This window comes from Paenibacillus qinlingensis (assembly GCF_031455095.1).
GTDB lineage: Bacteria > Bacillota > Bacilli > Paenibacillales > NBRC-103111 > Paenibacillus_E > Paenibacillus_E qinlingensis_A.
In genome coordinates, this window is record NZ_JAVDSB010000002.1 from 156938 (window position 1) to 173666 (window position 16729).

The window sequence follows — 16729 nt, forward strand, 5'->3', positions numbered from 1 at the left end:
AAAAAATGGCCCCCCTATTACCCAAGGGGGACCGATTTTTTTCTAAAAGCTTTTAACAACCGCTACGGATTCAAAATTTCATCCGCATACCGCTGGCCAAGCAGCCTTTGACTCGTTGCATTAAAGTGCGATCCGTCACCGATCGAGACAGTGCCCGCATTGGAAACCCAATATGAACCCGCAATGTACTGTGGTATCGTCGTAATCATTTGATTAAAGTCCTCGCTTTTGGTCGGCAGCAGTTGACCGGCGACGAAAGGAATGGAAGGACTGACCAAATCGGCTCTCAAATCACCGACTAGCTGCTGTAGACTGCTGATGTAGGTGGTGTTCGCCTTTGACTGATCCGACTCCCCCTGATGCCAGATGATCCCTTTCAATGTTCCCGTCTTCATCGCTTCTTTCGTCCTTCTCACTGCTTCTTCGTACAGACCCGTTCCGGCTCCTTTTTGCCATTCTGCGATACTAGTCCCGCCTCTTGCATTGGAAATAATGCCGACCGTTAGCTGCGGGTTGCTCAGCGTAATCGCTTTGGCAAAGCTGCTAGCGACATTCAAACCATTCACTTTCGTGCTCTCTTCAACAGAAGAATAACGGTTAAACCCTTGCGTCGTCGTCAGGGAACTGCGGTTAGTCACGAGACCTGGCTTCGCTTCCTCCCATTGATTCAACCCATTAAACAAGTAGGCTCTGCTGATCGCTGGCAAATCCTGTGATTCCACCGGTGCCCGACCGGACATATTGGATTGTCCGATGAACAGGTACAGATGGAAGTCTGCTTTGGCCGCTGTGATGGTTTGAGCCGCTCCTCCATACAATCCTGTATGCACAATCATGCTGCCGTTCGGACTAGATGGCGGACTCGCAGCGTTGTACACCTCCAGTTCATAAATACCGAACGCATAGACCGCATTAGGAACTGTAATCCGAATATAACGAGCGGTCAAATTGTCTACGGCAATCGTCGTCACACGGTTGGTCGTACCTGTATTAGTAAACGTATGTGTATAAACTTGATTCCAATCCGTTTGATTATCTGAGATGTCTACGATCATCTGGACCGCTTTTTGCTTATATTCGGTCAACTCGATCGTATTGAACAGCTGTTGGCTGCCCAGATCCAGCGTCACTTGCGCCGATAAGGACGCTGGACTGCCATCTGCATAGGTTCTCCACATCGTGGCGGGATCACCGTCCGTTATGTTGGCAGCCACATTGGTGCTGAAAGTGCCTCCCTGATTAATCGTGACCGTTTTGCCCAGCGCTAGATTGCCACCATAGACTTCAAGCTCATAAATACCGAATGCATATACAGCACTAGGTGCTGTAATTCGGACATACCTCGCCGATTGATTAGTCAACTGCATGTCGGTGACTCGGTTGGTCGAACCCGTCGCGGTGAACGAATTCGTATACACTTGCGTCCACTGCGTATTGTCGATCGATACGTCAACCGTCAGTTGAACGGCTTTTTGCTTGTACTCGGTCAGCACAACCTTGTTGAACGACTGTACGCTACCTAGGTCCAACGTCACCTGAGCTGAAAGAGTGGTTGGCGTACCAACGTCATAGGATCGCCACATCGTGGCGGAGTCTCCATCGGTCATCATGCTGGCTGCAGTACTGCCCAGTGTGCCGCCTTGATTGATCGTGACAGATTTGCCTATTGCTAGATTCACCCCCGCCGCTTGCGCATGCCCAGAGAGTCCGGGAGCGAGCGGGAGTATCCCCAAACCTAAGATAACAATCCATACAGCACGTAAAAGCTTTCTGATCATTCGTCCCTCCGTTCCGAAGTGGTAGATTCACTTCCTTGAACCTGTCATTCTGCCACGTTAAAACTCTGATAATTCCTTTGATTCAGCTCGACTTTCGCTTGCTTTGTTAACTGCTCAATCTGCTGATTAAACGCTTGGTCGGTCCATTGGCGAAGCATGGCTTCTTTAACCTGATCGAATGGAAAATATTGATTACTCGTTTTACTAATTAGCTGAATAACAGAAGTATACTTGGCAAAATCAACTCGAATCGCTTCTCCTTCTTGCAACACTAGCGCCGCCTGTAAGAGGCGTTCCTCCGCTTCAGCCCGATCCTCCGATCCGGATCCTCCCAATAGGATGCCCTCCCCATCCGCGCGACGGTTCATCACAAACGGTGATAGCTCGCTTCTCACTTGGGCGAACAGAACGCCGCTGGCTAGCTGAGACACCGCATCCTCAGCTCGATTCCCGTCACCCATCGGAAAAGACATTACATTCACCGTAACTTCGTCTGGTATCCGGTAAGCGACATCTTTTTGTGCCTCATATGCCTTGTGAAGCTCTTCATCCGTGGCAACCGCGCCGCCTTCCAGCAGCTTATCCTTCAGCTTGATCACCATGTTGGAATGTACATAATCATAAAAGCCCCATTCGCTATACTGGGTAGGACCGTAGATAGGACTTCCTGTTTGCAGCAGTGCCTTACGCCGTTCGTTCTCCTCCCGCAGGCGCTGCAGAAATTGTCCGTAATCTGCCGGTACGTCCAGTCCATTGCTTTGTGCAAGGAGCTGCTCAACCCGATATTCAATCAGTTGGTCCAGCGCTGCTTGCTTGGCATAATCCGCGGGTGTCACGCCCTCATAGGCGGTCGTCCAAAATGTTCCGTTAACGGCGGCGTTGTACTTCTTCTTGTAGGTTTGGACGGTCTGCGATCGCTGCTGGGAGAGAAGCAAGGCAAACTCTCTGCGGTCTATCAGCGAATCGTTGATGCGGCCCAGACTATCGTCCTGAAAACCAGTCAACACAGCCACTGTCACCGTTCCTCCCGTAAGCAGTGCAATGGCCAAGAGCCAGCCTGCAAGCTGCTTTTTTACCCGTTGTTTACCTTTCATCGCTTTCTTCTCCCTCTTGAACCGCATATCGTCCTATCGTCCAAAGTCAATTATCACTGCTTAGTAAGCACAACATAGTCAAATGACAGGATATAGTCCGAACTGGCTGCGTTTTTCCCTGTTACCGTAAACTTCAGCCCTTTATCTCCAGCTTGGTTGTACGTGACGTTGCCGATATTCAGCTCAACTACGGAAGAGGTCACTGAATACAAATCCTGCTCCGTACCAATGGGGCTCCCCGCACCTGACAATTGGAATTTACCCCGATCGTTCAGCTTCTTCACGCCTACCTTCACGTTATAGGTGCCGGGCTGCGGGATATTGATGCCATAGATAACATTGTCGCCAACCCCGTCAGACGAAAATTTGGTACACCGCCCTCCGCTGCAAGCTGTATCCGCAAACGAAATATGTCTCTCACCTGTACTACCGGTCACCAGTAAATCTTCCGTCTGGCGTGTAAAACCGGTGTACGTCACCCCAGCTCCGCCGTAAGCTCCGCGATTAGGTGCAGCTGTCGGCGATACGGTATTGCCCCAGTAATCTTTGCCTCCGTTGCTGGCTATCACTTTCCCGCTGCCAATCGCAGGCGATCCAGCAAGCAGTCTATAACCGTCCACCCCATTGCGACCAATACCTCCCGTACCAGGCCCTACAAGCATCGGATCCGAAGTGAGCTTATGCGTATCCACCGCCGATGAAGGTTCACTCGTCGGATGCTGTCCATAGAACGTATTTGAGTCCAGTGAGCGCGTCGTCCCGCTGGATGCAAATACATAGCCAGCCGTGGAGCTATTGTTGTAAATGATGTTATTGTCAAAAGAATACGTGTGTGCGTTAACTGGATTTTCCCTAATGATCTTAGGAGAGAGTCCCGAGCCGATAAAGAACGTGTTGTTATAAATAGAAGCTCCTGTGAACGCATAGTTGATGTAGACCAGATTTCCTTTGTCATTCTGGCTGATGTTGTACCGGACGATCAGCCCGCTATCCTCCGGATCCGTACAAAACCAGATCAATCCATGACTATTATCATGACTATAGCTGTACTGCCACACCGTTCCCGGACTTCTCAGGTCGGGGTCGTACATGTTACCGTCAACGCCCGGACTCCTATTCAAGTAGCCTTCATTGTATTGAAGCACCGTATTTCTGGAGCTCCTTGTAAACATCGTATTCCCCGTCGTCCCTGTCGCTGTATCGTGAGCGACGTTGTACTCGACGACACCCCCATCTGCAAGCCGGACAATCATCGCATTCTTGGAAATGTTGTAGATCGTATTACTGCGGATCGCCAGATTCGAATATTTGACATTATTCCAGCCGGATTCGCCCGGGTAATACTCGTCTGCGCTAAAATCGATAGCCGAGTTATTCGTCACGATGCCTTGATTCTTTACGTCGTGGATGACATTATTCTCGATCACGATATCATTAAACTGCGTCATCTCCGACTGGCCCTCGAAATAGATGGCAGCTGTCTTCTTGTTGGTGAGTGTGCCTCCGACTGAACCCTCAATGTCGTGAATGAGATTATTCCGGATATAAAAATGGTTAATCGTCCCAGGGGTATCCGCGATGATTTCAATCCCTCTGCGATCTCCCTCTGTCAACGCGTCATTGGTAATTTCGAGATTATTAATTTCCCAGTATTGCTGATTGGAGAAAAAGACGACCCCCTGCCCCGTCATTCCGTTGCCGTCGATAATTGGCTTGTTCCCTGTGCCGTACATGTCGATCGCAATCGCGCCGCCAGCTGAGCTTCCTGATCCCCCTGGATGCAGTTGCCCCGTCCAGATGCCATCAGCTTTGAACAAGATTTTATCGCCTGGCTGGAAAGTGACGCTGTTGACTTTCGTCAATGACTTCCAAGCCGTTGCCGTGCTTGTGCCATTCCCGCTGTCATCGGGCATCGATGCATCTACATAAAAGGTCGTGCCCGCCGCTTCGGCAGGCTTCGGGATGGATAAAGCACCTGCCAGTGAAACGAAAGAAAGGGATAGGGTGAGTACCACATGCGTCCATAAACGGTGTTTGAACATGAACAAATAACCTCCTCTAGCGATTATTAAAGCCATCTTGCTCCATCTACCCATGAAATGATAGCGTTATCAAAATGAAACGCGATCCACCACCCTCCTTTAACATCCGGGAGACTGGAGCGTGTTATGCCCCACTTTTTTTATCGCATGCACCCGGTTAGCCCCATCATAGCGATAGCCGGAATCTTATGTAAATCTTCAATTTTTTGGCGGCATTGTTTTCTTGCAAACGTTGCTGCAGCCGCTTCTGTGCAAATTTACAAAGCCGTTCAAAAATAAAGAGACGCTCAGCAGCATCAAATATAAAAAGGATCGTCAAAGGAGGTTTAATCCTGACGATCCTTTAGAATATCCACACGAATACCTTTGTCATACGCAGGGGCTCGTCGCTCGAGCGATGTAGTGGCGTTTGTTCGTTTTATTTTGAGGGGCTAGTGTTCGGGAAATTTGTATTAACTGGAAAATACACAGCTATTCTTGAGCAATTTCCTCATAGATTCGATTTAACTGTAAAAAATGTAGTTAAATATAGCGATTTCTCTCATATTAGTAAAAATCACCAATATTAACTGTATGTTTTACATCTAATCTGTGTTTACAAGGAAAATCCTAAAATTTAACTGTAGAAAATCCATCTATTCACCTGCAGAACAGGATCTACGCGCAACCCGCCTATTTGCTCAGCCAAGCTCGAACTCATCTTGAAGGAAAGCTAGAATCGACTGTATGGACCGCTGCTGCGCATCCGATGTAATGCCATAGCTGAAGCCGTGCTTCACACCCGGCAGAGCGATCACCTCTGCGCGTGAGCCTGCCTCAAGCAGCTTCTCAGCAAAAGCGCGAACTTCCGCCAGAGGCGTCGTATTATCTTCATCCCCATTCAGAATGAGGAATGAGGGTTCCCCTCCCGATATCCGATCAATCGGAGAGCCTTCGCGATACCGCTCTGGCGCTTCCAATTCGGGGACAGCCATAAACTTCAAGACAAACTCCTTGTCGACATGGAGCGTCGTCACCGGACAATAGAGGGCTACCGCGTTCGCACGTGTATCCGTCATAACCAACTCTGCCGTTCTTCCTAGCTCGTCATCTGGCTGAATCAGTGCTAACATCGCGGCCAAGTAGCCGCCAGCCGATGATCCAGCTGACGCTATCTTCGTCGGACTGAAGCCTAATTCGTCTGCGTGAACGCGCATATACTGCATCGCCAGCCTCGCGTCCTCCAAGGCGGCGGGATACGGCTTCTCAGTGCTCAGCCGATACTTCATCGAAGCACATACGAAGCCGCGCTCCGCAAACCAAGCAGCAACATCGCGGAATTGCTGCTTGTCTCCTTTGGCCCATCCGCCGCCATGAATGAAGAGAATAGCTGCGCCATTCTTGATACCATCCGGTAAGAATAAATCCAACACACGCGTCTCCGGCAGCTCATTGCAATAACTAACATCATAATGTACTGGCAATATTTTTCACCTCGATCAACTTTTTCTCTTGTAACGACCTACCAACTAAGCGAGCATCCGGAATTTCCCTGGCGTAATCCCTTCGTATTTCTTGAACGTCGTAATGAAAGACGTTGCGGAAATAAATCCGACTCGCCCCGCAACCTCCTCCATGTTCAGCTCGGTTTCCTTCAACAGCTCCTTGGCTTTATTTAGCCTGACCCTGGCGACATAATCGACAAATTTCTCCGACGTGTAGTCCTTGAAGATGCGGCTGAAATGGCCCATAGACATGCCGAGTTGGCGCGCGAACTGCTCAAGTCCGAGATTTTCTGCGTAGTGCTCGTGGATATACGAGGTGACTTGCTCCAGCTGCAACGATCGTTCTTCCTTGCTCTCCGCTTCAGCCAGCATCGTTCCGCAAGCTTCGGAGAAGACGAGCTTGAACTCCTCCAATTCCACACACATGGACAACTGTTCCAGCAACGCAGGATACGTCTCCAAATTGACTTCGACGCCGGCTGCCATGCTCCCTTCTCGGATAAAAGCGTTGAGCATATCCCGTGCGAGCCCCTTCGTCTCCTTCAGTGTATACTGCTTCCGAACGCTTTCGTCCAGCAGTTCACAGCTATATCGGACAAGTCCAGGTCGATCCATCGTCTTGACCAGATTCGTGATTCGACTTAGCTCTTGTTGAGTTAGACAGCCGTCAAATGAGCTTCGTTCATGCTTCAAGCCCTCACCCTTCAAGATATGTTCCAGCTTCGATACCGGCTTATTCTCTAACAGATCTGCCGCTTGGCAGTACGATTCGTACAACTGCTGAGGCTGGTGCGCAACAGCCCCAAGCGAGATGACGCTGCGGAAATAGACCGCGAACGGCTGCAAGATCTCCTGGATGAGCAGCGCATCCTCTGTGCCGCTTTCCCCTTCCGGAATCAGCCGAATAACGCAGACAAGCTGGGTTTCCGTCGGCTGCGTGAACCATATACGCCCGGGTAAAGCAGCTGCAATTTTGCTTCGCAGTTCTGTGCTATGCAGCGTCTTCTCACTAACGCTCGTCGTTCGATGCGTATTCACATCGTAGAGCAGCTCGATAATCAGCACGCATTTGGGTACGTCTTCGTACAAATTAAAGCCAATCTCTTTCGCGTATTGCTGAACAAGATAGGGATTTCGCCACTCTCCGGTCACAATTTTCCCGACAAAATGTTCGTGAATAATCGGCTCAACCGCCCGCAGCGTGACCTCCATCTCACTACTTCGATTCAGTAGATGATTGGACCATTTCGAGATCATATGCAGCTCATCTTGCGCTCCGTCCGGCGCGTCCTGCTTGTATTCAGGCATGAGCTCGAACTTCGATTTGATGCGGTAGATCGGCGACGCCATCCGGCGGCTTAAGAACCCGGAGACCACCAACCCGATGACCGTGAAGCCAAGCAAAAACCAGATCGAGGCCGTCCGCATCAGATTCGCGGACTTTCGCAGCTCGGATAGCTTCGTTAGCGTCACGTAGTACCAATTGTTCAACCGTGAGCTGACGTAAGATACGTGAACTTTCGTTCCATCCAGCTCGACAATGCCTGAACCCCGTCCGCTCGCAGCGACCAGACTCTCTACCTGCAAGACGCTCATCTCCGAATAACCTGGCGTCATCGCGATAACGGAATGATTAGCCACGTCCAGAATGGCCGTTTCTTTGCCGAGATCGGTCTCTAGCGTAATGTCGGACTGCAGCGACTGTCCTTGAAGATCTGCAACCAAATACACCTCAGGCGTGTCGGAGGCGATCGGATAGCTCATCAGCAGGCTAACGGCCGGAGAAGAGGCAGCTACCTCTCTATTCAAAATATCATACCGCTGAATATTTAGCTTAGGGGTGAACGTCATCCGATGTTTGCCGGTGAACAACTTCGCCAGCTCTGCTGCAGACACCCCCTTGTACACATGTCGATAAGTGAAAAACGTGTCCTTAGGAGACACGCCGTTCTTATCGATGACAAGCTGTTGTTCTGGAAAATATAGAAAAGCATGGCTGAGCTGATAGGCGTTCTCGATTGTAGCCAGCTCCCGGTAGATTTCTTTAATTGTATCTACCCGCTCCACCTGATCAACCGATTGCGGACTTGCTCCGTATTCGCTGAATTTGCTGACGAAGTAGGAGCCGGCCAGCTGAACCATATCTTCTCGCAGGTTGAACAGCATTTTGTCCGTGCTCTGCGAGAAGTTTTGCAGCATAAGGAGGTCTGATTTCTCTACCTCGCTGTCCATCATGCTTACCATGTACGTATAGATCAGGAAACACGCGGAAATGGCAGGCAGTAAGATCAAAATGATGTAGCTCGAGAAATATTTCCAGAAAATCCGGCCTTTTCTCTTTTTCCACATGTTCCGGGTTCCTTTCGTTCCTAGACACCTTTTTTGAATAAAGTGCCTATTTCTTCACCGCTCTTAGCAGCTGCTCGTTATACATCTTGATTAGATCATCGCTTCCGAGCTTTTTGCACTGAGCGATAAAATCAGTTAAAGCGGCGTCCGTTATCGGTGTTTTCCCCATGACGAACTCTGTTAACTTCTGCTCGATATATTTTTCGAGACTCGGAAGCTTCGACTTCTCAAGACTCAGTTCAGCTTCTGTCGCTACAACAGAAGGAGCAGGGTCAACCGCTGACTTGGCGTTCATTGTTTCGAGTTCTTGTAGCTTCTTGGTCATCGGAGGCTCAGCATCTCTGCCTTTGTTCACATAATTCATCATCGGAAAGTTGTTATAGCGAACCCCAAATTCCGTTTTTAATTTGGATTGAATGGCTGTCGGAATCGTTCCAAATGCCGGCATATACTGTGCTTTACCATTCACCTTCTGGTAAGTAACGCCCTCTGCACCCAGCATGTAAATATCCGATCCTTCATCACTGTAGAGATAATCGAAGAACTGTACAGCAATTTCCGGATTCTTAATATTAGCGGATAGCGCGACAGATACGGGGGCGTTCACTTTCGCTTTGATCAGTTGGAAGGGCCTCATGCCAGGTGCCGCCACAGGCGTCATACCAACCATGTTATATTTTGCGTTCGGATCTGCTTTCACGGCTGCATCAGTAAAGATATCAATTCGGCCTTTATTGTAATAGGTCATGAAGGAAGTGCCTGATTGCACCCGTTGCTCCCAGTTCTGCGTTTTCATAATGGCAAATTCCTGATCCAGAAGCCCTTCTGTATACAGCTTGTTTAAGTACGTTAGCATGTTTTTATACTGCGGATGGCTTGGTGCAAATTCGTATTTCTTATTAAAAGGATTATATCCTAACGCAGACGTCGTTTCTGTAAACATCGTTGTAAACACGTTAAATAAACTTGGGACGTTGGAGCCGGCTGCCGCCGCATTCTGTGTAATAAGAGGGTATGATTTCGGATATTTCTCCTTCATCGCCTTCAGCATGCGATACAGTTCGTCCGTATCCTTCGGCGCCTGCAGACCAAGTTCCTTCATTATATCGTCACGTATCATCCAGGAATAACTCAACCAATTCGGCTCACTCAAGCCTGGCAGCGAATAAATACCACCGTCCCCTGCCGTTGCCACAGCTGTAATATCCGGAATTTCAGACATCAGCTTTTTCACATTGGGCATCAACCCTTTGTCGATATACGGCTTCAAATTTAGAAACACTTTATCAGGACCTGCTTTAAGCGCATCCGTCTCGTTCACTAAGGAGAAGTCAGGCACGTTATTCGTCGCGATAAGCAGCTTCTTCTTCTCTTCGTAGCCCGTCGATGGGACCGGTTCAAACTGAATGTTTACGTTCGTTTTCTTAGCTAGCTCCTTGAGAACGAGCCAGTCATTCTTGACGGGAATATCCGCCACCTCACGAATTAGGAATTTGTACGTCACCGGCGTAGCGCTAAACGGTAAATTCAGCCCCCCAGTACGGGGATTGCTCTGCGCAGTTGGCGTCGTTGCCCCATCTTTCTTCGTTGTCGCTTCCTTTGTGTCTGTACAACCTGCGATCAGTGTGACAGTTGCGGCAACGGCGGTGACGCCTGCCAGCCATTTGATTGCTTTGCCCATTTTTACATAGACCTCCCATAATCAATTATATGCTAATTTAAGCCCCGCTTCAGTAGTTTCTACCCTTTAATGCCGCCGATCATGCTTCCTTGTACGAAATATTTTTGGATAAAAGGATATACAAGTAAAATTGGCAGCGTCGCAAAAATAATCGTGGAGTACTTTACGGTCTCCAAAATGTACACATCGGCATCCTGGTTACTTGACACCTGCGAAGCTGCAGAGCTGGAAATGACGATATTACGCAGATGAATCTGCAAGGGATACATGTGTTTATCGGACAAATAGATAAGCGCTTCGAAGAATGAGTTCCACTGACCAACTGCCGTGAATAAGGCAACAGTTGCCATAATTGGTGCAGACAAAGGAAGGACAACCCGGAATAACACACCCAGCGCACTGCAGCCGTCCATTGTAGCCGCATCCTCCAGCTCTTCTGGAATTCCTTCGAAGAACGTTCGCATCAGAAATAAGTACCACGTACTAATTAAGGATGGAATTATCAAAGCCCATGTTGTGTTGATCAGACTGAGTTGCTTTACCACTAGGAACGTGGGAATGAGTCCTCCGTTGAACAGCATCGTGAAGGCGATCAGCAGCATAATCGTGCGCCGGCCAAGCAGCCTTTTTTTAGCTAGTGGATAGGCTAGCATGGCCGTGAAGATAAGCGTAAGCAGCGTCTGCAATACCGTATATTTAATCGTGTTGTAATAGCTGATCCAGATATAGGGATCCTTCGCGACGAGCCGATATGCTTCCAGCGTGATTTGCTTGGGGAACATGATGACTTCCCCTTTGACGACTAAACTTGGATTGCTGATGGAAGCCGAGAATACGTAAAGAAACGGGTATACCATCAGCATCATTAGTGCGAGCATTACGAGCACATTACATACATCAAAAAGCTTAGAGCCAAAGCTCGTCTTCATTCTCATTGGTTCACCCCTCCGCTACCATAAGCTTGTCTCCGAATACTTCCGAGCCAGCCGGTTAAAAGCAATCACCAGTATCAGCCCAATCACCGATTGAAACAGGCTGACTGCCGATGCGAAGCTATAATCGGCATCTAGCAGCCCTCTTCGGTACACAAAAGTGCTGATGACATCTGCTTTATCGTAGACGAGAGGGTTGTAGAGCAGAATAATTTTCTGAACGCCTAGTTCGAGAATGTGCCCAATTTTAATAATGAATAAAATAATCATGACTGGAATCATCCCGACAAGCGTCACATGGCGAATTTGCTGCCAGCGGTTCGCTCCGTCAATCTTAGCCGCTTCGTATAGGGTAGGATTGACCCCAGCGATCGCCGCCAAATAAATAATCGTGTCCCAACCGGCCTTTTGCCATAACTCGGATGCGATATAGATGGGTCGGAACCATTGCGATTCCCCGAGAAACATAATCGGCTTGATTCCGAGTGCCTGAAGCAGATGATTCACGATACCTGTCGACGGTGACAAGAAATTAACGATAATGCCGCAGATGACGACAGTTGAAATAAAATGCGGTAAATAGCTTATCGTTTGTGCCAGCCTTTTAAATAGCGCGAAGCGAAGCTCATGGAACAGAACTGCCAACAGGATAGGCGCCGGAAAGACAACCAGCAGCTCTAGCGCATTCAAAACGAGTGTATTGCGAATGAGCACCGCTGCATCCGGGGAATCGAAGAACGCCCGAAAATGCTCAAACCCTACCCATTTGCTTCCCCATACCCCTTTAGAGATGGAGTAGTTTTGGAAAGCCATCAACAAGCCATACATCGGCACATACCTGAATATCAAATAAAACAGCAGCCCGGGAAACATCATGATATATAGCACGCGATCCCGGACGATCGTACGGAAGACCAGCTTCATCCCCACTATCTCCTTATTCCTTTTTATCATTCGTTGGTCACTCCCCGATCGGATAGCCCTATCATAGCGGCTTGCCGAAAAGGATGTAAATCTTCGATATTTTCGTGGTTTTGTTTTTTTGCATAGCAGATCGAGGACCGTACCGCGCAAAAAACCGTGATCAGCAAAAAAGAAAAGCACCTTTATCGCACAGTATGCTGTGGGATAAAGGTGCTTTGTCTATCGGTCTACTTCGACAACTACAAGCGACTCTGCATTTCCTCCGCTAATCGTTGACCCATCAGAATATGACCATAGTCCGATGGATGAATGAGATCTCCAGCCAACGCTGAGAAATCCGTCAATATCGTTTCCCCTTCTAGCAGATGTAGATTCGGCAGATCAAGCTGCTGAGAAATGCTTCGGAGCGCCTCTCGGAACTCGCGATTTGCGACTGTCAGCGGATGAGAAGCATCACGTAAAAAGTCTGAGCTGTTTGGAAACATATTTAGGAGGAAAATCGGTTTACCAGGATGTTTGACAGCTATTTGTTCAACAAGATAACGCGCTCTCCCCGTAAATTCCTCGACCGTAAAATGTCCCCTCATATTCACGCCTAATTCCAACGTAGCGATTTCCCACCCATTATGAGCCGCCAGGAAGTCTGCCGCTTCCGGCTCGCATAGGCATGCTCCGCCCAGACCTTTATTCAGCACATCGAGGCCAAGTCTTCTAGCCGCCTGTTGAATGTAAGCCTGATGGTGCAGCGTAGCGCCTGATCCTTGCGTAATGGAAGACCCGTAGGCAAGCCATCGACGTGCCGGAATTTCATTTGTGAGTGGCGGACGGTGACCATGCCCAAATGTATCCAGTTCATGAAACGCGACCTGGAATCCAGGCCCACCTAGATAGCTGCGGCTGACGAATATCCGCCACACGTCTGGTGAGAAGCGCCCATCTTGACGCAGCGCTTCGGGGCGCACGCCAGCAAAATCTGCGGGTACTTCCAGATGGAGCGTTTTCGGTACACCAGCCTCAAGCTGATGCACCGAGTTGACATAATCGCCGTTGTACACGACGATATCTCCTCCTGTGATAGGTGCGGATAACGTGATCCGAATAACTGGTGCTTCGGTGACAAACCGAATTTCGCAGCCTGTTGACATGGCAGCGATGAAACGGCCTCTTTGGTCGCCTGAACGACCAAGCCGGTGGCGTACTTCCTTCGGATAACGCTGCAAGATGTGCCCTGAGAAGGTAGTGGACGGTTCCAGCTCTTCTACATTATGAAATTGGATTTGTTCAAATATCACCATATCGTCTCTCTCCCTCTTCTCCATTTTTCTATTTATCAAATAAGGCTTTGAACGTTTTTCCTTTTGCCCCGCTGACATTCACTGTGACTTTAATCGTCGGACTTAACTGAGTGACGGTAACTGCAGGATCACTGGAGATGAGACTGCTAGCACTGCGGTTGATTTCGAGCTGAATGGTTCCTGTATTCGCTTGTGTCGGGTCAGAGACCGTAAGCTCAATATCGTTCGCCGATTCTAGGGACAGAACGGATGCTTTCTTGTTGCTGGTTAAAAATGCAACACCACCGACGTTGATCGTTGCAGCCGTATCCGTCCAGAAGTTAGCACCTACCGCATTCAGGCTCGTTTCCTTAACCGCTTGAGCGCTAGTTGAATTTTCTAGCACCGCAATGTCAGGACTTGCGGCGTAGTTGCTCACCTGTGTGCTGGTTTTGTTCGGGAGCAGCACATAAGCATAGTTGGCGTTGGAAGGATTAGAGCCGTGATCCAGCCACATCGTTAGGAAATTGCGGGTCAGAGAAGTATTGTCAATGCTTTTGGCATACGTATTCATGCTTGCCCACGTGCCAGTTCGCGCTTCCCGTAAACCTTTGACCGTTGCTGAACCTGGAAAATAATAACCGATATCCGAATTAGAACCATTGCCGGCAAGATGCATCCAATTGACCCCAGTCATCGTTTCGGACCAAGATAGCGAAGTAGATTTCGCTGTATTATTGACGGTCAAAGCGTTATTTCCCGAGCTGTTAATCTTACGATTTTCAACCGTTGTTTCTATCGTCCTGTTGTCTGTACTCGTGATTCCGGCACCCAACGAGACGATCTCATCATCAAACATAAACCACGATTTTTTGGCTGTGAGCGTATTATTATAGCTATCCAGCTCCATACCCGATACACCATACGAACCGTTTGTCGTGCCGCCGACCCAATTTTTGCTGCTGGTGTATCCCTGCCCGGAGGAATTTCCTCTGGTCTGTGTATCTACCGTTGTTCCTGGAAGTCTGTATTTGTTCACAAGCCCCCAGTATTCATCACTGTACTGTCCAAGGTCATTGTTATATAGATAGGTCATGCCGTCCCCTGTGTACCAGCCTTTAAGGTTCTCGTTATTAATGGATTCGTAGTTTTTAATCCGACTTGAGGACATGGCTAAAGCAAATCCAAATCCAGGCCGCACATGTATGGCACGATCCATGGAGGCGAAGATCTTGGTCGTAATCAGCTCCGCTCTAGCAGTGACACCGGTGTCACCTACGATCTCCTTGGCTTTGCTAATATGATAGATGGAGCCAGCGTTAGCATAATAATTGTGGAATGTATCTTGCTGTATCCAATACTTCACCATGCTTTTATACTTAGCCGCATCAAGGGATGGAGCAAATTGAGACAGCTGCAGAATAGCGCTAATCGCTTCATTACCTACAACATGATCCTGAGTTTCACGCCGCGAAATACCACGCCCTCTGGACATATCCATCATAGCGCCTTTATAAATAATAGGCTCAAACGAGTCATATACCCATTTGTACAAATTCTGTGAATTGGTGCTGGTTACGGCCCATGTGGAGCCATCCAGGACATACATGAAGGGAACAATCTCCCGCAACAGTGAGTTTCCATAACCTCCTGTATACGCGAAGCCTGTGTGCTGAATGAACGATCCATCTGTATAAAAGCCGTCACCACTCGTTACATAGTCGAACACTTGTGTGAGCGCATCGCGTCCCGCCGCAATCTTCGTGCTGCTATCGACAAGGATACCCCGAATGCCAACAACCTTGGCTTTCCACACCCGATTAGCCCCAGTGGCCGTCCCTCCGTTAGCCGTTGTCGCACTTGGAGAAAACTGATTCACCGCATTCATATAGTTCGTAATTTGCGTGGAACTGAGCTGATCGTACAAGAATGTCGTCGTATTGTTAAGCGTCAGTGGAGTTCCGATCTCCCAGTCGAACCAATTCCCTGTTTTGGTCTTGGTTTCATTGTATTTGTTCGCATACAGCCAATCGAGACCGCCGATGATATCGGCTAATAGTCCACTATTATGATAAAGACTAGAGCCAATCGAAGAATAGGCCAAGGCCATAGCTTCTAAGCGCTCATAGGACAACGTCATATAACTGGATTTCGTATTGGCCACAGAAGTCGTTCCATCATCTAGATCTGACCACAAATAGGTGCGGCCTGCAGACGTATTCATCGTGGATTGATAATCGGATGCCGTCGTCGTCAAAGCGGTCAATTGCGCAGAGATATCCGAATCCGTTGTCGAATAAACTCCGCCTGTCAGAAAGCTCCGCCATTTCTTTCTTAAGTCCTCGTACTCACTAGAAGGTGCAGTTATGGCGTCTGCGGAAATATTATCCCAATAGACAGTGCCGGTTTGTGCGGTGGACGTGGAAACTTTAACGTCCGTCAGAGTGCTTACCGCATTTTTCAAGCTTTGATTACTGCTTTTCAATACGCCGTCGATGTATAAGTCAAAGGTATCGCTACTGGTACGGGCTACGATTTTAACATGGTACCAGGTGTTGGCTGAGTACGTTTGAATGGTCGTCTTGGTGGCGCCATAATAGGTGTACACATTACCAGTTTCATCAAAAGCAACCGTAACCGCCTGCAGCCCGGAATTGCCGCTCAGGTAGAATGCGCTGAGCATATTCGTTTGCGCGGACATCACATCGAATTCGACGGTGTAAATATCCCCGGATACGGAAAAAGATTTGGCTGCTTCAATCTTTTGCGATGTGCTGGTATCCGTCAATTTCAAGCTTTTATTGACGCCGTCCGGTATGTTCGCGACAAGCGCAGTGCCGCCAGTTCCTGTAAGGGTCCAGCCAGATGGTGCGGCACCCGTCGTGCCAGCATTAAAGTTTTCATTGATGGCTGCGGCGAAAGCTGTACGCGAACCCGTGAAAGCGCTGCCAACACTTAGTAGCATGACGGCCCCTACCATAAGACTAATTGTTCTTTTGGATACAATCTCATGCATGTTAAATGTCATGAACAAGCCTCCTCTTTTTTACTTAAACGTAATCTCTAAATGAACCCGCTTAGCTGGAAATCAACTCCTTTACGACAGAGGTACCACTTCTAAGATAAAAAAAAGAGACTGTAGAAACAATAGTCAGATCCACGAATGAATCC

At 48.6% G+C, this 16729-nt stretch carries 10 protein-coding genes; all 10 read right to left on the reverse strand.

The features are described from left to right. Window positions 1–62: 62 nt before the first annotated feature. The 10 genes from J2736_RS08690 to J2736_RS08735 all read right to left on the reverse strand — a co-directional run bounded on the left by J2736_RS08690 (window position 63) and on the right by J2736_RS08735 (window position 16586). Entirely contained in the window at window positions 63–1778 is a 1716-nt protein-coding gene (locus J2736_RS08690) for a sialate O-acetylesterase (RefSeq protein WP_310225521.1), read from the reverse strand. A gap of 44 nt (window positions 1779–1822) precedes the next feature. Next, window positions 1823–2872, reverse strand: a complete 1050-nt coding sequence (locus tag J2736_RS08695; protein WP_310225524.1) for a hypothetical protein — start codon at window positions 2870–2872, stop codon at window positions 1823–1825. Window positions 2873–2925: 53 nt separating this feature from the next. Further along, complete coding sequence (locus J2736_RS08700) at window positions 2926–4914, reverse strand: hypothetical protein (RefSeq protein WP_310225527.1); 1989 nt, start codon at window positions 4912–4914, stop codon at window positions 2926–2928. Between the two features lie 680 nt (window positions 4915–5594). Then, window positions 5595–6377, reverse strand: a complete 783-nt coding sequence (locus J2736_RS08705; RefSeq protein WP_310225530.1) for an alpha/beta hydrolase — start codon at window positions 6375–6377, stop codon at window positions 5595–5597. Window positions 6378–6422: 45 nt separating this feature from the next. Next, a complete protein-coding gene (locus tag J2736_RS08710; RefSeq protein ID WP_310225533.1) occupies window positions 6423–8747 on the reverse strand; it encodes a helix-turn-helix transcriptional regulator in 2325 nt (774 codons plus the stop codon). Window positions 8748–8793: 46 nt separating this feature from the next. Further along, the gene (locus J2736_RS08715) at window positions 8794–10428 is read right to left on the reverse strand and encodes an extracellular solute-binding protein (protein WP_310225535.1); all 1635 of its coding nucleotides are present in this window, start codon (window positions 10426–10428) and stop codon (window positions 8794–8796) included. Between the two features lie 59 nt (window positions 10429–10487). Further along, window positions 10488–11363 (reverse strand): carbohydrate ABC transporter permease, encoded by an 876-nt coding sequence (locus tag J2736_RS08720; protein ID WP_310225538.1) that lies wholly within the window; start codon window positions 11361–11363, stop codon window positions 10488–10490. 15 nt (window positions 11364–11378) lie between these two features. Next, window positions 11379–12284, reverse strand: coding sequence for an ABC transporter permease (locus J2736_RS08725; protein WP_310225541.1), 906 nt, complete (start codon window positions 12282–12284; stop codon window positions 11379–11381). Between the two features lie 239 nt (window positions 12285–12523). Beyond that, window positions 12524–13579 carry an SGNH/GDSL hydrolase family protein gene (locus J2736_RS08730; RefSeq protein WP_310225542.1) on the reverse strand — a complete coding sequence of 352 codons (1056 nt, stop codon included), beginning with the start codon at window positions 13577–13579 and terminating at the stop codon, window positions 12524–12526. A 28-nt stretch (window positions 13580–13607) separates the two neighbouring features. Next, window positions 13608–16586 (reverse strand): polysaccharide lyase 8 family protein, encoded by a 2979-nt coding sequence (locus tag J2736_RS08735; RefSeq protein ID WP_310225543.1) that lies wholly within the window; start codon window positions 16584–16586, stop codon window positions 13608–13610. Between the last annotated feature and the right edge of the window lie 143 nt (window positions 16587–16729).

Excerpts from the sequence above, each read along its gene's own strand:
- J2736_RS08690 (WP_310225521.1), bottom strand. The coding sequence starts at position 1,778 with ATGATCAGAAAGCTTTTACGTGCTGTATGGATTGTTATCTTAGGTTTG.
- J2736_RS08695 (WP_310225524.1), bottom strand. The coding sequence starts at position 2,872 with ATGAAAGGTAAACAACGGGTAAAAAAGCAGCTTGCAGGCTGGCTCTTG.
- J2736_RS08700 (WP_310225527.1), bottom strand. The coding sequence starts at position 4,914 with ATGTTCAAACACCGTTTATGGACGCATGTGGTACTCACCCTATCCCTT.
- J2736_RS08710 (WP_310225533.1), bottom strand. The coding sequence starts at position 8,747 with ATGTGGAAAAAGAGAAAAGGCCGGATTTTCTGGAAATATTTCTCGAGC.
- J2736_RS08715 (WP_310225535.1), bottom strand. The coding sequence starts at position 10,428 with ATGGGCAAAGCAATCAAATGGCTGGCAGGCGTCACCGCCGTTGCCGCA.
- J2736_RS08720 (WP_310225538.1), bottom strand. The coding sequence starts at position 11,363 with ATGAGAATGAAGACGAGCTTTGGCTCTAAGCTTTTTGATGTATGTAAT.
- J2736_RS08725 (WP_310225541.1), bottom strand. The coding sequence starts at position 12,284 with ATGAAGCTGGTCTTCCGTACGATCGTCCGGGATCGCGTGCTATATATC.
- J2736_RS08730 (WP_310225542.1), bottom strand. The coding sequence starts at position 13,579 with ATGGTGATATTTGAACAAATCCAATTTCATAATGTAGAAGAGCTGGAA.
- J2736_RS08735 (WP_310225543.1), bottom strand. The coding sequence starts at position 16,586 with ATGACATTTAACATGCATGAGATTGTATCCAAAAGAACAATTAGTCTT.